At 43.0% G+C, this 18870-nt stretch carries 16 protein-coding genes and 4 tRNA genes; 14 read left to right on the top strand and 6 right to left on the bottom strand.

The window, feature by feature from the left end; all coding sequences use genetic code 11:
• Window positions 1–32: 32 nt before the first annotated feature.
• The 5 genes from hybB to CHJ_RS14190 all read right to left on the bottom strand — a co-directional run bounded on the left by hybB (window position 33) and on the right by CHJ_RS14190 (window position 5750).
• Window positions 33–1199, bottom strand: a complete 1167-nt coding sequence (gene hybB, locus CHJ_RS14210) for a Ni/Fe-hydrogenase cytochrome b subunit (RefSeq protein ID WP_171755220.1) — start codon at window positions 1197–1199, stop codon at window positions 33–35.
• Entirely contained in the window at window positions 1192–2199 is a 1008-nt protein-coding gene (gene hybA, locus CHJ_RS14205) for a hydrogenase 2 operon protein HybA (protein ID WP_171755221.1), read from the bottom strand. Before hybA ends, hybB begins: the two co-directional genes overlap by 8 nt.
• Window positions 2199–3329, bottom strand: a complete 1131-nt coding sequence (gene hybO, locus CHJ_RS14200) for a hydrogenase 2 small subunit (protein WP_171755222.1) — start codon at window positions 3327–3329, stop codon at window positions 2199–2201. Before hybO ends, hybA begins: the two co-directional genes overlap by 1 nt.
• Before the next feature lie 549 nt (window positions 3330–3878).
• Window positions 3879–5219 carry a CDP-diacylglycerol--serine O-phosphatidyltransferase gene (gene pssA, locus CHJ_RS14195; RefSeq protein WP_317917972.1) on the bottom strand — a complete coding sequence of 447 codons (1341 nt, stop codon included), beginning with the start codon at window positions 5217–5219 and terminating at the stop codon, window positions 3879–3881.
• 102 nt (window positions 5220–5321) lie between these two features.
• Complete coding sequence (locus CHJ_RS14190; protein ID WP_171755224.1) at window positions 5322–5750, bottom strand: GNAT family N-acetyltransferase; 429 nt, start codon at window positions 5748–5750, stop codon at window positions 5322–5324.
• Window positions 5751–5815: 65 nt separating this feature from the next.
• On the opposite strand from CHJ_RS14190, the gene murB reads away from it, so the two are divergent.
• Both murB and birA read left to right on the top strand, forming a co-directional pair.
• Complete coding sequence (gene murB / locus CHJ_RS14185) at window positions 5816–6862, top strand: UDP-N-acetylmuramate dehydrogenase (RefSeq protein WP_317917971.1); 1047 nt, start codon at window positions 5816–5818, stop codon at window positions 6860–6862.
• Complete coding sequence (birA, locus tag CHJ_RS14180; protein ID WP_171755226.1) at window positions 6862–7818, top strand: bifunctional biotin--[acetyl-CoA-carboxylase] ligase/biotin operon repressor BirA; 957 nt, start codon at window positions 6862–6864, stop codon at window positions 7816–7818. The genes murB and birA overlap by 1 nt, the downstream gene beginning before the upstream one ends.
• A 57-nt stretch (window positions 7819–7875) precedes the next feature.
• Here birA and coaA read toward each other — a convergent pair whose 3' ends face one another.
• A complete protein-coding gene (gene coaA, locus CHJ_RS14175; protein WP_317917970.1) occupies window positions 7876–8799 on the bottom strand; it encodes a type I pantothenate kinase in 924 nt (307 codons plus the stop codon).
• Window positions 8800–9171: 372 nt separating this feature from the next.
• Here coaA and CHJ_RS14170 point away from each other — a divergent pair.
• The 12 genes from CHJ_RS14170 (at window position 9172) to rpoB (ending at window position 18844) form a co-directional block, all read left to right on the top strand.
• Window positions 9172–9247: transfer RNA gene (locus CHJ_RS14170), tRNA-Thr, on the top strand.
• Between the two features lie 38 nt (window positions 9248–9285).
• Window positions 9286–9370 (top strand) — tRNA-Tyr (locus CHJ_RS14165).
• 34 nt (window positions 9371–9404) lie between these two features.
• Window positions 9405–9479 (top strand) — tRNA-Gly (locus CHJ_RS14160).
• A gap of 12 nt (window positions 9480–9491) precedes the next feature.
• Window positions 9492–9567, top strand: a tRNA-Thr gene (locus tag CHJ_RS14155).
• 137 nt (window positions 9568–9704) lie between these two features.
• Window positions 9705–10889, top strand: coding sequence for an elongation factor Tu (gene tuf / locus CHJ_RS14150; RefSeq protein WP_317917969.1), 1185 nt, complete (start codon window positions 9705–9707; stop codon window positions 10887–10889).
• Window positions 10890–11118: 229 nt separating this feature from the next.
• Window positions 11119–11496 (top strand): preprotein translocase subunit SecE, encoded by a 378-nt coding sequence (gene secE, locus CHJ_RS14145; protein WP_171752836.1) that lies wholly within the window; start codon window positions 11119–11121, stop codon window positions 11494–11496.
• Between the two features lie 12 nt (window positions 11497–11508).
• Window positions 11509–12057 (top strand): transcription termination/antitermination protein NusG, encoded by a 549-nt coding sequence (gene nusG, locus CHJ_RS14140; RefSeq protein ID WP_171752835.1) that lies wholly within the window; start codon window positions 11509–11511, stop codon window positions 12055–12057.
• A 145-nt stretch (window positions 12058–12202) separates the two neighbouring features.
• Entirely contained in the window at window positions 12203–12631 is a 429-nt protein-coding gene (gene rplK / locus CHJ_RS14135) for a 50S ribosomal protein L11 (RefSeq protein ID WP_171752834.1), read from the top strand.
• A 4-nt stretch (window positions 12632–12635) separates the two neighbouring features.
• Window positions 12636–13340, top strand: coding sequence for a 50S ribosomal protein L1 (gene rplA / locus CHJ_RS14130; RefSeq protein ID WP_171752833.1), 705 nt, complete (start codon window positions 12636–12638; stop codon window positions 13338–13340).
• A 311-nt stretch (window positions 13341–13651) separates the two neighbouring features.
• Window positions 13652–14146: a 50S ribosomal protein L10 gene (gene rplJ, locus CHJ_RS14125; protein WP_171752832.1), complete on the top strand. Its 495-nt coding sequence runs from the start codon at window positions 13652–13654 to the stop codon at window positions 14144–14146.
• A gap of 57 nt (window positions 14147–14203) precedes the next feature.
• Window positions 14204–14572, top strand: coding sequence for a 50S ribosomal protein L7/L12 (gene rplL / locus CHJ_RS14120; protein ID WP_171752831.1), 369 nt, complete (start codon window positions 14204–14206; stop codon window positions 14570–14572).
• 243 nt (window positions 14573–14815) lie between these two features.
• A complete protein-coding gene (rpoB, locus tag CHJ_RS14115; RefSeq protein WP_171752830.1) occupies window positions 14816–18844 on the top strand; it encodes a DNA-directed RNA polymerase subunit beta in 4029 nt (1342 codons plus the stop codon).
• Window positions 18845–18870 lie beyond the last annotated feature (26 nt).

The following is an 18870-nucleotide window of genomic DNA, read 5'->3' as shown; positions in this document are numbered from 1 at the left end:
TGTGATATCCCTTTGTAATTATTCTATGCCACTTAGGCTTTGTGTATACGGTTTGTAGTACTGACACCGGGAAGTACCGGAAGCAGTTTAATGATGACGATATAACCCACGACTTCGATAGCAACTAAGCCAAATGAAAGTAGTATCTCTTCTATAGATGGGAAGTAGTTATATCCGTCACCTGGGTTGTAGGCGACAATGGCCATATCAATACGATACATAGCCGCGCCAACGAGCAAACTAATCGCGGCAGCAAATAGCATTACTGCACTCTTATGAACACGCTTGATCAATAAAATTGGCCATAGAAGTAGGAAGTTTTCAATCCAGAAAAGCCAAGAATAGATGTCCCCTGCAAACACGTACTCCCATTTATCCGTAAGGTTGATAGAGTGGAAACGAACCACAATAAACATCCCAACTAAGATCTGAACAAATGAGATAAGTTTATTAAACAGTGGTCTTTCATCGGGCATCCGCCCTTTCATTCCGGCAGCAACCAAACCACCTTCAAATACCACAATGGAAAAGCCCATGATTAGAGCGCCAAGTAAAGAAAACAGCGGAAGGAACTCGTAGCTTTGCCATAATGGGTGAATTTTGTGACCCGCAGATAAGAATAACGAACCCATTGATGATTGGTGCATTGCAGGTAATAGAGCACCTAGCGCGATGACACCAAATAAGATCTTATTCAGTACCTTAAGAGGGATTTTCAAGCCTAGTTTTTCCAACAGGGCAGGGGCAAACTCCACCATAAGTACAAACATATAAATGGTCATACAGATGGCCGTTTCAAATAGAACCGAGTTGGTATTAAAATATCCGGGGATATAAAAATACGGTAAGTTCCACCAGCGACCGATATCCATCAAAATAGATAAACCACCCAAAGCGTAACCAAATAAACTGGCCAGTAGAGCAGGGCGGACGAGTGGGTGATACTCACCTTTGTTGAAGATATACACCGCCCAAGCGAGCGCCCATCCTCCACAGGCAAACCCCGTACCTACTAATAGATCGAAACCGATCCAGATTCCCCAAGGGTAACCACCATTTAGGTTGGTGACAGGTCCTAAACCGAGAACCAGACGTTTGCCTATAACCACAACACAGACAATGGCAAAAAAGCCAAAAAATAGGACTGGCCAAGTAAATAATCGACCACCCAAAGGTTTTACATCAGAATGATCATTCATGACTATCTTCCTTATCTTTTGCTGATGAGTCTGTATCAGAATGACTGTTGTCATCTTGGTACATGTTTTTGCGCGTGGCGTACATCAGTCCCATAAATGCTGCAAATGGCAACATCATTCCTTGATACAAAGTATGCTGTACCGTCTCTGAACGAGCTCCGTATGACTTGGCTGGCATGTCAGGCAGATCAAGCTTCTCATGTGGAATACCAGATAAAACCAGTACTTGAGTACCCCCACCTTCCGTTTCACCATAAACGTGCGGGTGGTATTTAGGTATCGCTTTCTGGTGTTCTAATCCGGCATCAATACGCTCTCTTGGGTAACGGTAATCTTCACCCACTTTCATCTCTAAGCGCTTTTTGGCTTCAGTTAACAGCTCATCACGTTTTCCATAAAGAATGGCACCTGTAGGACACACCTCTACACAGCCTGGAAGAAGACCATTGTCGATTCTTTCCACGCCTTCCTGGTTACAAAACTGGCATTTTTGCAGCTGACCAAACGGGTCGTGATATTCATACTTAGGAATGTTGTAAGGACATGCAACCATGCAGTATCGACAGCCGGTACAAATGTCGGGATCGTTAGTGACGATGCCAGTAACAGGGTCTTTCTGCATTGCAGATACAGGACAAACGGATACGCAGTTTGGATCGACACAGTGCATACATTGACGTTTAACGTAGGAAAACCCATTAAACTCAACATCTTTTTCTGTGCCATCACCACTAGAATATTTACGAATAACATTCAGTGCATATGGTGATAAATGGCTATTTTGCTCCCATTGAGGATCACCATTTGGATTTGGTTCCATATGGTTCACGTCTTTACATTTTACCACGCAAGCTTGGCAGCCAATGCAAAGTGTCGCGTCATAGAGCATACCAATAGCTTCCGATGGGGGAAGAAGCGGTTCCCGAGCAGCAGAGGGGTTACTGGTGGTCGCAATAACCGCCCCCGACGCTGATAGCTTCAAAAAATTTCGGCGATCCATTACGCCTCCTCATTATTTTCGGATGAGGTTTCCTTGGCTTTATTTTGACGAGTAAGTTCACGAACCGTCATGACACTCACACCCGCAGCAAGCCCAGCTATGCCGCCTAGTAGCGCAGATGCACCCGGAGAGGCGGACTCCCCGACTTGTGTTCCTACTTCAGGAAGTTGGGCAGGAGGTGTGGGTAAGCGAACGTTTGATAGTTGGTGAATGCTTTTGGTAAAGCCAACATTCTCTTCATTACAACCGATGCATGGGTGACCAATACCAACAGGCCATATGCCACCACCCACATCACAAAACTCCAAAGTAGGACAGTTGCCGTAGGTTTCTGGGCCTTTGCAGCCAAGCTTGTATAAACACCAACCTTCGCGGTGTCCTTCATCACCAAACTCAACGGCAAAGCGGCCAGCATCGAAATGAGGGCGGCGTTCACAGTTTTCATGGATAAGTCGGCCATAAGCAAATGTTGGTCGGCCTTTTTCATCTAATCCAGGCAACTTATTGTAAGTAAGAAGGTGGGCGACCGTTGCTAAGAAGTTGTGTGGGTTTGGTGGGCAGCCAGGAATATTCACAATAGTTTTTCCTGGAAGAATATCTTGCAGAGAACGAGCGTCTGTAGGATTTACACCAATGGATGGTACACCACCCCATGCTGCGCAAGAACCAATGGCAATAATAGCCGCGGCATGTTCGGCCGCTTCCTTGATGTGTTCAACGATTGGTTTTCCCGCCACCATGCAATACACACCACCATCCTTGATTGGGATGGAACCATCCACGACAAGAACATATTTTCCTTTGTATTTTTCGATCGCGTGATGCTTGTTTTCTTCGACTTTGTGTCCAGCAGCAGCGGACAGTACTTCATGATACTCAAGGGATATCATATCCAAAATGAGATTTTCTACAGTAGGGTGAGTAGAACGAAGTAAAGATTCAGTACAGCCTGTACACTCTTGAGCACCAATCCAAATTACTGGAGGTCTGGTTTTTTGTGTTAGTGCGTCGGCAACAGTTTGACCAGCAGAAGCGTTATGGATTCCCATCGTTGCGGCTAAACCAGTGCAAAATTGCATAAAAGAGCGTCGGGTTATGCCGTTTTTCTCTAGGAGATCGTAGCCATCCATATGGGCCTTCCTTTTTATTTTTTATTGTTAACAGACATATTAATTATAAGTAGAACGAGGTATATTAGCTCTAACTAAACTAATGACTAATAAAAGTTAACACTGAACTAACAATTACGGTTGATTTAGATCAATTTGCAGAGACAAACAGAAAAGCGTTCTGCAAAAATTTGCGCTGAGTTCAATTTTATTGATAGGTGGGAAAATAACCATTTTAACCCTTACCACTTTGTGGGTACTACTCTGTTCATTTTTTTATACAAGCCATGAATCCCTTGCTATGTGGGGCTTGTACCACTTAAGGGTTAATTTTATCTACTCCAAAATGAGTAGGGATAGAAAAAATATTGATAAGAAAATAATGATAAGAAAAAAAGTAAATAGTACTTTTCACATTGTTTCAGAAGCGAAGGAATTTCATGGTTTCTTATTAACAATGTTGCAACGAATGCAATGGTGCTTGTTAAAAATGCAGCAAAGCCTTCTAAAATTAGAAGGCTTTGTAAGAGATAGAGTCGTGAACTGAGGTACTCTTGAAGGAGAGTGATACTATAGTATTTTCTGCAGTACTTTATCCGCCTTAACTCGAGTGATTTTCTTTAGTAAACGTTGCACTTCCATTGGATAGGTATCGACTTTATCTAAGTGCCGGTAACTGCCGACTAACGAAGTATGTTCCAGAATATTATCCATTTCATGCTCAAACTTCTCTTTTAATAAACCATTTGGATCTTGCAGTAATAACGCGTTTTCTAGATCTAAACTCCAAGCTCTTGGGTTTAAATTATTACCCGTCAACAGCATGTGCTTTTTGTCTACCCAGATGCCCTTAAGATGGTAGCTGTTTTTATCATGCTTCCATAAGTAAATAGACAACTTTCGGCTTGCCATATTTGCTTCATTCGCCTTAGCAAAACGTCTTAAATTTAATTCATATAGGTATGGTAAGCCCGCAATGGTCTTAAACCTTTCTTCTGGTGGAATATAGAAATCATTCGCGGTTTTGTCTCCCACTACGATAGAGACTTTTACACCTCGTTTTATCGCTTTTTTTACTTCTTTAGCGACACTTTTAGGGAAGTTAAAATAGGGCGTACAAATGAAAATTTCATCTTTTGCACTTGCAAGTAGCTGATTTATTTTTTTATTTAAACGGTTTCTTCGTTTACCTAACCCGACTAATGGAGTTAGAGCAACTTGCTGGTCAGAAATAGACTGATCAACAAAATGATAGCTAGATTGCGACAATGACGCCCGAAACTGGCGAATAGCTTGCTTCAACTCTTTGGTATGAGGTTTGTCATCGCAGCATAATCTATTCACCGCCGGATGAGACAGCATTTCTGATTGAATAAAGCTCACCATACTATTAGAGAGTGTTTTGTTTTCAATAATATGATAGCGATCAAATCGGTATTTTTGATCAAAGTGCAAATAGACATTATTTAAACTGGCGCCACTATAGAAAACGGTGTCATCAATAATAAACCCCTTTAAGTGAAGTACGCCAAATACTTCTCGGCCTCTAACCGGGACTCCGTAAACTGGGATTTTGTGTTGATATTTTTGAGAAAAAGCTTTGTAGAGTGCCGCATTTCCTTCGGAACTTTCTGCGCCAATGAGTCCCCGTTGAGCACGATGCCAGTCAACACAAATAATAATATCCAGCTGAGGATTGTTCTGCTTAGCTTCGTATAGCGCTGTCAATATCTCGCGTCCAGCATCATCATCCTCAAGATAAAGAGCAGTAATATAGATCCGTTCTTTTGCCACGCGTATTTTTTCGATTAAACGGTGACGAAAATCTTTTGCTGCAAATAGTACTTCAAATTGCTCTGGTTCTACGGCAATTGTCGGCATGTTCTTAAAAGGAGTATTAAACGCCATCATATTGAGTTGTTGACCTCGGTTACTTCAAAATAGCCAGTAGCAAATTTTATCAAAGATAGATGCTTAGTGACTAATAATAATCGTCACTTTTACTGGATAGTGTTAATTATTGACAAATTTCATAGCGATAATGTGTTTACCGCTATTTGAGTAGCGTTGAAATAGCTGCTCAAGTGTATTAGGAAGCGCATTGGCTGCGACGGACTTAAAACCATGTTGAGTATAAAACTGCGCTAAATGTTCAAAGGCAAAACAGTAGTCACCTTCTTTTAATGTCTGCCGCTGGCATTCTTGCATTAATAAATGAGCAATACCTTGTTGGCGATATTCAGGAATCACTAGCATACCCGTTAACAGCCGCCACTTATCAATAGTACGAAAGCGTACTACTGCACAGAGATCATTATGACAATATGCAGTAAAAATTAGTTCATCTTTTTTTGCTTTGGCAGAAGGGTAATATTGCTTATATAACTTCTGCACTAATGGGAGCTTTATCGGCTCCAATGGTTCAATAATGATAGCGTTCATTCAAAACTGTGCTTCTTCGATCAATAGGGTAGAATAGGTCCAGTGTTATTCTATCCTTGAACGTTATGCAGATATATAAAAAAGCCAACCTTAAACCTTTTCATACCTTTTCCATTGATGTTAGTTGTGAGGTTTTGGTCATTATTGAGTCGAAAGAAGAACTCATATCCGTTTATAAAGATCCGCAATGGTCCTCATTACCTAAATTGATGCTGGGTAAAGGAAGCAATCTGCTGTTTACACAGCATTATAATGGTGTGGTTATTGTTAACCGTATTAAAGGCATTACCGTCGCAGAAGATAGCAATAACTGGTTATTGCATGTTAATGGCGGAGAAGATTGGCCTAAGCTGGTTGAGTGGAGCGTTAAGCAAGGCATGGCGGGGTTAGAAAATCTTGCTCTGATTCCAGGTTGCGCCGGTTCGGCTCCTATTCAAAATATTGGTGCATATGGAAAAGAGTTTAAAGATGTTTGCCAATACGTTGATGTACTACATCTAGATGACCTATCTGAACAACGACTCAGCGCTGATGAATGTCTGTTTGCCTACCGGGATTCAATATTTAAACAATCACTCTACAACAGAGTGGTAATAATGGCGGTGGGAATTAAGTTAGATAAAGAGTGGCAACCACTGGTGAATTACGGAAGCTTAGCGGATATTCCCGCGCAACACCTGACGCCTCAGCGTGTATTTGATGAAGTGTGTCAGGTTAGAATGAGCAAGTTACCTGATCCTGCGGTAATGGGTAATGCCGGAAGTTTTTTTAAAAATCCAGTGGTATCTGTTTCTCACTATCAAACGCTATTGCAGCAGTTTCCTGATCTTGTCGCGTTTCCATTTGCAGGTGAGATGAAATTGGCCGCTGGGTGGCTGATTGATAAAAGTGGCCTAAAAGGTCAGCAGGTTGGTGGCGCTCAAGTACATCAGAAGCAAGCGTTAGTATTAATTAACCATGATAAAGCTAGCGCGGAAGACATTGTTGCTCTCGCTGAGCATGTTCGCCAAGTGGTTTACGATAAGTTTTCTGTTTCTTTAGAGCATGAAGTTCGGTTTATGGATGGTCAGCAAGAAACGTCATTATTGGCGCTGATAGAGAGAACAAATTGATGAGAGAGCATCTCGCAAAGCATAAAATCATTGAGCTACTGGCACAAGGTGAGTTTATTTCAGGAGAGGAAATCGGCGGACAACTCAATATTTCTCGTGCTGCGGTAAGCAAGCATATTAAAGGATTAATCGATTGGGGATTAGATGTATTTAGTGTTCAAGGGCGAGGCTATAAGTTAGCAACGCCGTTACAACTGCTAGATCTTCGTTATTTACAACAGAAAATCTCATCGCCTGTAGAACTTATTTCAGTTATTGATTCCACCAATGAGCATTTATTGAATAACGTTGAGCAATTAGAAAGCGGCTCGGTTTGTCTTGCTGAATATCAGACGCAAGGTCGGGGCAGACGAGGCAGGCAGTGGATCTCTCCATTTGGTTCCAATCTTTACCTCTCCATGTACTGGAAGTTAGATGCGGGCATGGCAGCCGCGATGGGACTCAGTTTAGTTGTCGGTGTCGCCATTGTTGAAGCGTTAGAAAAAATGGGGATCAACGGGGTTAAATTGAAGTGGCCTAATGATCTCTATTATCAAGACAAAAAATTGGCTGGTATTTTGGTTGAAATGAGTGGGCAAGCTGGTGGTGCAGCACATTTAGTGATTGGTATGGGACTTAATGTCAGCATGTCGAAAAAAATATCGGGTATCGACCAACCTTGGGTGTCACTTATGGAAGTGGCAGAGTCATTGCCAGAGCGTAACGACATGGCGGTGGGATTGATAAAGGCGTGGCAGGCCGCGTTAACGGATTATGAAAGTAATGGGATGCTAGGGTTTGTGGAACGTTGGAATCGGCTTGATAATTTCATTGGTCGTCCAGCCAAACTGCTCCTTGGCAAAAGGGAGATCAGTGGCATTGTTCAGGGTATTAATGAACAAGGAGCTCTGCTCTTAGAAACTGAACAAGGGGTAGAGAGCTTTATTGGCGGTGAAATTTCTCTTCGAGCGCAGTAATGATATCGCGAGCTTATTCACCTTTCAGTAGGCGAATAAGCTTTAATAAGATGACATCTATTTTCTAAGTAACACTTCTTCAACTGTGTGATTAAGCCCTTTTTTCAGGATCAGTTGGGCTCTCTCTCTGGTGGGTAAGATATTGAGTTTTAGGTTTTTTCCATTAATAGAGCGCCAGATATCTTCCGCTTTTTTTATCGCTTGTTGTTGGTTCATCTTGGTGTAGTGGGAGAAGTATGACCCCGGTTTTTTAAATGCGCTTTGGCGAAATTGCAAAAATCGCTCGACGTACCATCGCTCGATCAAATCGGATTCGGCATCGACATAAATAGAAAAATCGACAAAATCAGAAATAAATACCCGGTGAGGATCATGAGGGTAATCCATACCACTTTGCAGCACGTTTAACCCTTCAATAATCAGCACATCGGGTCGATCAACGACTTTTTCATGTTGGGTTAAATCGTAAGTGATATGCGAGTAAACAGGCGCTGATACATTCCTCTTTCCTGCTTTTACGTCTGAAACAAACTGAACAAGGCGACGCATATCATAAGACTCAGGAAAGCCTTTTTTCTTCATCAAATCCCGTTCATTTAATATTCGATTGGGTAGCAAAAAACCATCGGTGGTAATCAACTCTACTTTGGGGTGTTTATCCCAGCGAGACAGTAACGCTTTAAGCAAACGGGCGGTGGTGCTTTTTCCTACCGCGACACTGCCTGCAATGCCGATAATAAAGGGCGTTGACGGCTCTTGCTTATTTAAGAAACTCTGCAATACGGTATTGCGACTTTGTCGAGCTGATACATAGAGGTTTAGTAACCGAGATAGTGGCAAGTAAATTTCCACCGCTTCTTTCATGGTAAGGCTCTCATTGATACCTTGAAGCTCTTGTAAGTCTTCTTCCGACAATGTCATAGGGACAGCGTTGCGAAGTTCTGCCCATTGATTGCGGCTAAATGACATATAAGGACTCATAGAAAATCTCGATTTTTTATTAGCTAGCTTGCGAAAATACATCAAGTGAAGATGAATTCAAGAGATATTGACTACAGAACAGAATAACCAAGAAGAAAAAAAGCAAAAAAAGAGCAATAAAGCGGCCATCTCGTTGTGATATGAGTGTAGTTGAGTAAATTTTAATCGATTTTTATCTGCTGTTTTGGGAGAGAAAAGATTTTAACAGCGATTCGTTCCAGATGGTATTTTATAGCAATTTACTGTGCAAATTTACAGCGTTTTGCTATGAAATTGAACATCAAATCGCGATGAAAGAGAATAAAAGATATTTTTTTCAATTTTCCTATTGCAAGGGTAAAGATCATCCCATAGAATGCGCTCCACTTATGTGCCGACTTAGCTCAGTAGGTAGAGCAACTGACTTGTAATCAGTAGGTCACCAGTTCGATTCCGGTAGTCGGCACCATTTTTTAAAAGTAAAGAGCTTTTAAGAAAAAGAATTTTGGAGGGGTTCCCGAGTGGCCAAAGGGAGCAGACTGTAAATCTGCCGGCTCCGCCTTCGATGGTTCGAATCCGTCCCCCTCCACCATATTCTTAAGGAAATAGCTCTCAGAGTTACGAGTGCGTGCATCGTATAATGGCTATTACCTCAGCCTTCCAAGCTGATGATGCGGGTTCGATTCCCGCTGCACGCTCCAATCTATAAAAGTGCTGATATAGCTCAGTTGGTAGAGCGCACCCTTGGTAAGGGTGAGGTCGGCGGTTCAAATCCGCCTATCAGCACCAGCTCTGAAGCAATTATTTCCTTTTGATATTTTTGGATGACTAAACTAAGTTTAGTTGTTAAGAACATTTTTTCACCAAGATTTTTTTGGTTGCGTGGTCATCAAAGCCACCTAAATCCGTACCTAGAGGGACAACTCATGTCTAAAGAAAAATTTGAACGTACGAAACCGCACGTAAACGTTGGTACTATCGGCCACGTTGACCACGGTAAAACAACTCTAACTGCTGCTATCTGTACTACTCTTTCAAAAGTGTACGGCGGTGAAGCGAAAGACTTCGCATCAATCGATAACGCTCCAGAAGAGCGTGAGCGCGGTATTACAATCGCAACTTCTCACGTTGAGTACGATACTCCATCACGTCACTACGCACACGTAGACTGCCCAGGACACGCCGATTATGTTAAAAACATGATCACAGGTGCTGCGCAAATGGACGGTGGTATCCTAGTAGTAGCTGCGACTGATGGCCCAATGCCTCAGACTCGTGAGCACATCCTACTTGGCCGTCAGGTTGGTATCCCTTACATCATCGTATTCATGAACAAATGTGACATGGTTGATGATGAAGAACTACTAGAACTAGTAGAAATGGAAGTTCGTGAACTTCTTTCTGAATATGAATTCCCAGGTGATGACCTACCAGTAATCCAAGGTTCAGCTCTTGGCGCACTAAACGGCGAAAAAGAGTGGGAAGACAAGATTGTTGAACTAGCAGAAGCGCTAGATTCATACATCCCAGAGCCAGAGCGTGCAGTAGACCAACCGTTCCTACTACCAATTGAAGATGTATTCTCAATTCAAGGTCGTGGTACTGTTGTAACTGGTCGTATCGAGCGTGGTATCCTAAACGTAGGTAACGAAGTAGAAATCGTAGGTATCAAAGAGACTACAACTACTACTTGTACTGGTGTTGAAATGTTCCGTAAGCTTCTTGACGAAGGTCGTGCTGGTGAGAACGTTGGTGCACTACTACGTGGTACTAAGCGTGAAGACGTTGAGCGTGGTCAAGTATTGGCAGCTCCTGGTTCAATCACTCCGCACACTAAGTTTGAGTCAGAAGTATACGTTCTGTCTAAAGACGAAGGTGGACGTCACACTCCATTCTTCAAAGGCTACCGTCCACAGTTCTACTTCCGTACAACTGACGTAACAGGTAACATCGAGCTACCTGAAGGCGTAGAAATGGTAATGCCTGGTGATAACATCCAAATGACTGTTGATCTAATCGCTCCAATCGCGATGGATGAAGGTCTACGCTTCGCAATCCGTGAAGGTGGCCGTACAGTTGGTGCTGGTGTTGTTGCTAAAATCTTTGAATAAGATTTGACGAACCGCTAGTAAAAAGGGCATCATTTGATGCCCTTTTTCTGCGCAAGACAAAAGAGAAGATGCACGTAAGTGTCTAACTCATTGAAAAGCAAAGAATTACATGGTCGAGGTGTATAATCTTGGCTTATCGGTACGCAGTTTTTTTTAGCGTATTAAGAATGAGCCCTGCAACAGCGGGGTTGTTGTCGTCTATATTTAAGACTTGTGACAGGTTGGTTTTATGAAAGCAAACGCTGAAACTCCAAGTAGCTCAAATACAGCAGATATCTTTAAGTGGATTGTCGCTTTTGCTCTGTTGGCCGCTGCTGTTGTGGGTAATTACCTGTATGGTGAATTGTCTGTTGTTATTCGAGTAGCAGGTGTTGTGGTATTAATTGCTGCTGCACTCGGTGTTGCCGCTACTACAGCGAAAGGTAAAGAAGCGATCATCTTTGCACGAGAATCTCGTATTGAGGTTCGTAAAGTGGTTTGGCCTACACGCCAAGAAACCGTGCAAACAACATTGATCGTATTGGCAGTATGTATTGTTATGGCTTTAGTTCTTTGGGGTATCGACGGCATTATGGTGCGTCTAATATCTCTTGTAACTGGGGCGTGAGGGTTTTAATTCATGACTGAAGCTCCAAAAAAACGTTGGTATGTGGTTCAAGCCTTTTCTGGCTATGAAGGCCGTGTGGCTCAATCTCTACGTGAACATATCAAAATGCACGCGATGGAAGATTATTTCGGTGAAGTTCTTGTTCCAACCGAAGAAGTTGTAGAAATGCGTGCAGGTCAACGCCGCAAGAGTGAACGCAAGTTCTTCCCAGGCTATGTTCTGGTACAGATGTTGATGAACGATGAATCATGGCACCTTGTTCGTAGTGTTCCTCGTGTAATGGGCTTCATTGGTGGTACCTCTGACCGTCCTGCGCCTATCACTGATAAAGAAGCTGATGCTATCTTAAATCGCTTAGAACAAGCGAGCGAAGCTCCTCGCCCACGTACTATGTACGAAGCGGGTGAAGTGGTACGTGTTAATGAAGGACCATTTGCTGACTTTAACGGTACAGTTGAAGAAGTCGATTATGAGAAAAGCCGCCTGAAAGTGTCTGTATCGATCTTTGGTCGAGCAACACCAGTTGAGCTTGAATTTGGTCAAGTGGATAAACTTGATTAAAAAAACATCTCTATAAGCTTGTTTAAGGCGCGAAATGTGATTATAATTTCGCGCCTTTTTATCACTTATTGTGGTAAGAAGTATTTATCAATACCGGGGAGCTGATCGAATGATTGGCGTCTGAACCCAAACTTTAGGAAATATCATGGCTAAGAAAGTTGAAGCTTATATCAAGCTGCAAGTTGCAGCGGGTATGGCAAACCCAAGTCCACCGGTTGGTCCTGCTCTAGGTCAACATGGTGTGAACATCATGGAATTCTGTAAAGCGTTTAACGCAAAAACAGAATCTGTTGAGAAAGGTCTACCGATCCCAGTTGTTATCTCTGTATACAACGACCGTTCTTTCACATTCGAAACTAAGACTCCACCAGCAGCAGTTCTTCTTAAGAAAGCAGCAGGTATCAAGTCTGGTTCTGGTCGTCCAAACACTGAAAAAGTGGGTACTGTAACTGACGCTCAACTGCAAGAAATTGCAGAAGCTAAAGCTGCAGACATGACTGGCGCTGATGTTGAAGCGATGAAACGTTCTATTGCGGGTACTGCTCGTTCAATGGGCCTAGTGGTAGAGGGTTAAGATCATGGCAAAACTTACTAAGCGTATGCGCGTAATCCGCGAAAAAGTTGACGTAACTAAAGAATACGAAATCAACGAAGCTGTTGCTCTTCTAAAAGAACTAGCAACTGCTAAGTTTGTAGAAAGCGTTGACGTAGCTGTTAATCTTGGCATTGACGCTCGTAAATCTGACCAAAACGTACGTGGCGCAACTGTGCTACCTCACGGTACTGGCCGTGAAATCCGCGTTGCAGTGTTCACTCAAGGTGCAAACGCTGAAGCAGCTAAAGAAGCTGGCGCAGATATCGTTGGTATGGAAGATCTTGCTGAGCAAGTTAAGAAAGGCGAAATGAACTTCGACGTAGTTGTTGCTTCTCCTGATGCAATGCGCGTTGTTGGTCAACTAGGTACTATCCTAGGTCCACGTGGCCTTATGCCTAACCCGAAAGTTGGTACTGTAACTCCTAACGTTGCTGAAGCAGTTAAAAATGCTAAAGCAGGTCAGGTTCGTTACCGTAACGACAAGAACGGCATCATCCACACTACAATCGGTAAAGCTTCATTCGAAAGCGACCAACTAAAAGAGAACTTAGAAGCTCTTCTAGTGGCACTTAAGAAAGCTAAGCCGTCTTCAGCGAAAGGTACTTTCCTGAAGAAAGTAAGCATCTCTACAACTATGGGTGCTGGTGTTGCGGTTGATCAGGCTAGCTTAAACACTCTAGCAAGTTAATTTGCATAGGCGCGAAATTTGTGTATAATTTTGCGCCTATTTAATTGTGGTTGGGGCTGTGGACACAAGATTTTGTTTTTAGCTTTTGATTTAAACAAAATTAGTGAACTTAGTCTCCGTCCAAGACCGTAGGCGTTCTGATATTCGCAAGAATAAAGGAGCTTAATAAAACCTACGTAGATGGTGCCCGAACTGACAGAAAGCCAAACTTTTATAGATTGTCTTTCTTCTGGGAATGCACTGTATTAACTCTCATTACTTTTACCTCAAAGGTATTGAGTGGTGTAACAACAACCAGGAGTAAATCCAAAATGGCTTTAAACCTTCAAGACAAAAAAGCAATTGTTGCTGAAGTCAACGAAGCGGCCGGTGATGCACTTTCTGCAGTTGTAGCTGACTCTCGTGGCGTTACTGTTGGCGCGATGACTTCTCTACGTAAACAAGCTCGTGAAGCGGGTGTTTACATGAGAGTTGTTCGCAACACACTAGCACGTCGCGCTGTGGAAGGCACAGACTACGAATGTCTACAAGACGTATTCGTAGGTCCAACTTTGATCGCTTTTTCTAACGAGCACCCTGGTGCTGCTGCGCGTATCTTTAAAGATTTCGCGAAAGAGAATAAAGACTTTGAGATCAAAGCTGCTGCATTTGAAGGCGCGGTTACTGACGCTGAAGTATTGGCGACACTACCAACTTACGACGAAGCTATTGCACGCCTAATGATGTGCATGAAAGAAGCTTCAGCTGGCAAGCTGGTACGTACAATCGCTGCTGTTCGCGATCAAAAAGAAGAAGCTGCGGCATAAGCCTTGCTTTTTCCCGATTGCAAAATAAACTAATTGTTGACTTAAAAGAGAATTGTTATGTCTATTACTAACGAACAAATCCTAGATGCAGTTGCAGAAATGTCTGTAATGCAAGTTGTAGAGCTTATCGAAGCTATGGAAGAAAAATTCGGCGTTACTGCTGCAGCAGCTGTTGTTGCTGGCGGCGCTGCTGGCGGCGACGCTGCAGAAGAGCAAACTGAATTTGACGTAGTTCTAACGGCTGTTGGCGGTAACAAAGTTGCTGTTATCAAAGCAGTACGTGCTGCTACAGGCCTAGGTCTTAAAGAAGCTAAAGGTCTAGTTGACGGTGCACCTGCACCACTTAAAGAAGCTGTTTCTAAAGAAGAAGCAGAAACTCTTAAAGCACAACTAGAAGAAGCTGGTGCTTCTGTTGAAGTTAAGTAATTATTACTTAATTTCTTAGCCGAAAGGCTAATGGCTGGTGGTTTAATGACCACCGGCCTTTTTGCGCTGTAGGGTGTTGACGAATTTTCCGCTGTTTAAGCGTCAATATCTATGCAAAAAACCGCTATGTTTTTTCTATTAAACATAGGGTCTACAGTAAACAGTTGCTAGTTACTGTCCCGCTCTTTTCTTAAGAAAATGAATGGATAGTTTGGGTCACTTATCAGCGAGCTGAGGAACCCCATGGTTTACTCTTATACCGAGAAAAAGCGCATCCGTAAGGACTTTGGTACTCGTCCACAAGTTTTGGACATTCCATACCTGCTATCGATCCAGCTCGATTCATTCGATAAATTTATCGAACAGGATCCTGAAGGACAATACGGTCTTGAAGCGGCATTTCGTTCTGTATTTCCTATCCAGAGCTATAATGGCAATTCTGAGCTGCAATACGTTAGCTATCGTCTTGGCGAGCCAGTTTTTGATGTTAAAGAATGTCAAATCCGTGGTGTAACTTATTCAAAACCACTGCGCGTTAAACTGCGTTTAGTTGTTTATGATCGAGATGCACCAGCAGGTACTGTAAAAGACATTAAAGAACAAGAAGTCTACATGGGTGAAATCCCACTCATGACTGACAATGGTACCTTTGTAATAAATGGTACTGAGAGGGTTATCGTATCCCAGCTGCACCGAAGCCCAGGCGTGTTCTTCGACAGCGATAAGGGTAAAACCCACTCGTCAGGTAAAGTTTTATATAACGCACGTGTTATCCCTTATCGTGGCTCATGGTTAGACTTTGAGTTCGATCCTAAGGATAATTTATACGTACGTATCGACCGTCGTCGTAAACTGCCAGCTTCAATCATTCTTCGTGCACTTAGCAAAACAACAGAAGAGATCCTAGATATCTTCTTTGAAAAAGTGAACTTTGAAGTGAAAGACCAAACTCTAATGATGGAGTTGGTTCCTGATCGCCTACGTGGTGAGACGGCGAACTTTGATATTGAAGCAAATGGTAAGACTTACGTAGAGACTGGTCGTCGCGTTACTGCTCGTCATATCCGCAATCTAGAAAAAGATGGCGTTGAGTTCATCGAAGTACCGGTTGAGTACATCGTTGGAAAAGTATCTTCAAAAGATTATATCAATGAAGAGACTGGCGAAATCATCGTAGGCGCGAACCAAGAGATCAGCTTAGAAGCTCTAGCGAACTTGTCACAAGCTGGTCACAAAAATCTACAGGTTCTGTTCACCAATGATCTAGACCACGGTCCATTCATGTCTGATACATTACGTATTGACAGCACTGTTGACCGTCTATCTGCGTTAGTTGAAATCTACCGCATGATGCGTCCTGGTGAGCCACCAACAAAAGAAGCTGCAGAAGCGCTATTTGATAGCCTATTCTTCTCTCCTGAGCGTTATGACTTATCGACTGTTGGTCGTATGAAGTTTAACAGCTCTATCGGACGCGATGATGCAGGTGAGCAAGGTATCCTTGACGAAACTGATATTGTCGAAGTAATGAAGAAGCTTATTGCTATTCGTAACGGCATCGGTGAAGTGGATGATATCGACCACCTTGGTAACCGTCGTATTCGTAGCGTAGGTGAAATGGCTGAAAACCAATTCCGTGTTGGTTTAGTACGTGTTGAACGTGCAGTTAAAGAGCGTTTAAGCCTTGGCGACCTTGATGCAATCATGCCTCAAGATCTTATCAATGCTAAGCCTATTTCTGCTGCTGTTAAAGAATTCTTTGGTTCTTCACAGCTTTCACAGTTTATGGATCAGAACAACCCGTTGTCTGAAGTAACGCACAAGCGTCGTATTTCTGCATTGGGTCCAGGTGGTCTAACTCGTGAACGCGCAGGTTTTGAAGTACGTGACGTTCACGTAACTCACTACGGTCGTCTATGTCCGATCGAAACGCCTGAAGGTCCAAACATCGGTCTAATTAACTCACTATCAGCGTTTGCACGTTGTAACGATTATGGTTTCCTAGAAACGCCATACCGTCGCGTTGTTGATGGCGTTGTGACTGATGAAGTTGATTACTTATCAGCGATTGAAGAAGGTCAGTTCATTATTGCTCAGGCAAACTCTGCACTAAGCGGTGATAACTCTTTTGAAGAAGAGTTGGTTACTGCTCGTCAGAAAGGTGAATCTGGTCTACACCCACGTGATCAAGTTAACTACATGGACGTTGCAACCAACCAGGTTGTATCTGTCGCTGCTTCGCTTATCCCGTTCCTAGAACACGATGATGCGAACCGTGCCTTGATGGGTGCGAACATGCAACGTCAGGCTGTTCCAACATTAAGAGCTGATAAGCCTTTAGTTGGTACAGGTATTGAACGTAATGTAGCGGTTGACTCTGGTGTTACAGCTGTTGCTAAACGTGGCGGTATGGTGCAGTCAGTAGACGCATCTCGTATCGTAGTTAAGGTTAACGAAAGTGAGTTAGTACCTGGTGAAGCGGGTATCGACATCTATAACCTAACTAAGTACACACGTTCTAACCAGAATACTTGTATTAACCAGCGTCCAACAGTACTACCTGGCGAACCTGTCGCGAAAGGTGATGTACTGGCTGATGGTCCTTCAACAGACCTTGGCGAATTGGCGCTTGGTCAGAATATCCGTTTGGCATTTATGCCATGGAATGGTTATAACTTTGAGGATTCAATCCTTGTTTCTGAGCGTGTTGTTCAGGAAGACCGTTTCACAACTATCCACATTCAAGAACTATCTTGTGTGGCTCGTGATACTAAGCTTGGTAGCGAAGAGATCACAGCGGATATTCCAAACGTAGGTGAATCTGCTCTGTCCAAATTGGATGAGTCAGGTATCGTTTACATCGGTGCAGAAGTGAAGGGTGGTGACATCCTGGTTGGTAAAGTAACCCCTAAAGGTGAAACACAACTTACTCCTGAAGAGAAGCTACTACGTGCCATCTTCGGTGAAAAAGCATCAGACGTTAAAGATACCTCTCTACGTGTGCCAAACTCAGTTTCAGGTACGATTATCGATGTTCAAGTCTTCACTCGTGATGGTGTAGAAAAAGATAAGCGTGCACTAGAAATTGAACAAATGCAGCTTAAAGAAGCGAAGAAAGACCTTACTGAAGAGTTCGAAATTCTAGAAGGTGGTCTACTTGCGCGTGTTAAAGCGGTATTGGTTGCAGGTGGATTCTCTGAAGCGAAGCTAGACACTATTGGTCGTAAGAGATGGTTAGAACAAACTCTTGATGATGAAGAACTACAAACTCAGCTTGAGCAACTTGCCGAGCAGTGGGATGAGCTAAAAGCTGATTTCGATAAGAAGTTTGATAGTAAGCGCCGTAAGATCACACAAGGTGATGATCTTGCACCTGGCGTTCTGAAGATTGTTAAAGTTTATCTAGCGGTTAAACGTCGTATCCAACCTGGTGATAAGATGGCCGGTCGTCACGGTAACAAGGGTGTAATCTCTAAGATTAACCCTGTTGAAGACATGCCATACGATGAAAAAGGTCAGCCTGTTGACATCGTACTTAACCCACTGGGTGTACCGTCTCGTATGAACATCGGTCAGATCCTTGAAGTTCATATGGGTCTAGCGGCGAAAGGCATCGGTGACAAGATCAACCAAATGGTTAAGGAACAACAAGAACTTGCTAAGTTCCGTGATTTCTTACAGAAGGTTTATGATCTTGGCGATACTCGTCAGAGTGTTGACATTGCTGCGTTATCTGACGATGAAGTACGTACATTGATCAAAAACCTACGTGGCGGTCTTCCAATCGCAACGCCGGTATTTGATGGTGCTCCAGAATCGTCAATTAAAGAGCTATTAAAACTGGGTGATTTACCAGAATCTGGTCAGTTACGTCTGTTTGATGGCCGTACAGGTGATGAGTTTGAGCGTCCTGTAACCGTAGGTTACATGTACATGCTGAAACTGAACCACTTGGTTGATGATAAGATGCACGCACGTTCAACAGGTTCTTACAGCCTAGTAACTCAGCAACCACTTGGTGGTAAAGCTCAGTTCGGTGGCCAGCGTTTTGGTGAGATGGAAGTATGGGCACTTGAAGCATATGGTGCTGCTTACACTCTACAAGAGATGTTGACAGTTAAGTCCGATGACGTGAATGGTCGTACTAAGATGTATAAGAACATCGTAGACGGAAACCATAGCATGGAACCTGGTATGCCAGAATCCTTCAACGTATTGTTGAAAGAGATCCGCTCGCTAGGTATCAACATCGAGCTAGAAGACGAAGAGTAATCCTGACGGATTATTTGTAGAAAGGT

The organism is Vibrio sp. MACH09, assembly GCF_033238805.1.
In the GTDB taxonomy this organism is placed as follows: Bacteria; Pseudomonadota; Gammaproteobacteria; order Enterobacterales; family Vibrionaceae; genus Vibrio.
This window is presented reverse-complemented; position numbering and strand designations above follow the sequence as displayed.

What these genes read in the sequence shown, in the direction of transcription:
- secE (WP_171752836.1), top strand. Translation starts at nt 11,119, where the DNA reads ATGAAAGCAAACGCTGAAACTCCAAGTAGCTCAAATACAGCAGATATC.
- coaA (WP_317917970.1), bottom strand. Translation starts at nt 8,799, where the DNA reads ATGAGTCCTTATATGTCATTTAGCCGCAATCAATGGGCAGAACTTCGC.
- nusG (WP_171752835.1), top strand. Translation starts at nt 11,509, where the DNA reads ATGACTGAAGCTCCAAAAAAACGTTGGTATGTGGTTCAAGCCTTTTCT.
- hybO (WP_171755222.1), bottom strand. Translation starts at nt 3,329, where the DNA reads ATGGATGGCTACGATCTCCTAGAGAAAAACGGCATAACCCGACGCTCT.
- rpoB (WP_171752830.1), top strand. Translation starts at nt 14,816, where the DNA reads ATGGTTTACTCTTATACCGAGAAAAAGCGCATCCGTAAGGACTTTGGT.
- tuf (WP_317917969.1), top strand. Translation starts at nt 9,705, where the DNA reads ATGTCTAAAGAAAAATTTGAACGTACGAAACCGCACGTAAACGTTGGT.
- rplK (WP_171752834.1), top strand. Translation starts at nt 12,203, where the DNA reads ATGGCTAAGAAAGTTGAAGCTTATATCAAGCTGCAAGTTGCAGCGGGT.
- CHJ_RS14190 (WP_171755224.1), bottom strand. Translation starts at nt 5,750, where the DNA reads ATGAACGCTATCATTATTGAACCATTGGAGCCGATAAAGCTCCCATTA.
- pssA (WP_317917972.1), bottom strand. Translation starts at nt 5,219, where the DNA reads ATGATGGCGTTTAATACTCCTTTTAAGAACATGCCGACAATTGCCGTA.
- rplL (WP_171752831.1), top strand. Translation starts at nt 14,204, where the DNA reads ATGTCTATTACTAACGAACAAATCCTAGATGCAGTTGCAGAAATGTCT.
- rplA (WP_171752833.1), top strand. Translation starts at nt 12,636, where the DNA reads ATGGCAAAACTTACTAAGCGTATGCGCGTAATCCGCGAAAAAGTTGAC.
- hybA (WP_171755221.1), bottom strand. Translation starts at nt 2,199, where the DNA reads ATGGATCGCCGAAATTTTTTGAAGCTATCAGCGTCGGGGGCGGTTATT.
- hybB (WP_171755220.1), bottom strand. Translation starts at nt 1,199, where the DNA reads ATGAATGATCATTCTGATGTAAAACCTTTGGGTGGTCGATTATTTACT.
- birA (WP_171755226.1), top strand. Translation starts at nt 6,862, where the DNA reads ATGAGAGAGCATCTCGCAAAGCATAAAATCATTGAGCTACTGGCACAA.
- rplJ (WP_171752832.1), top strand. Translation starts at nt 13,652, where the DNA reads ATGGCTTTAAACCTTCAAGACAAAAAAGCAATTGTTGCTGAAGTCAAC.
- murB (WP_317917971.1), top strand. Translation starts at nt 5,816, where the DNA reads ATGCAGATATATAAAAAAGCCAACCTTAAACCTTTTCATACCTTTTCC.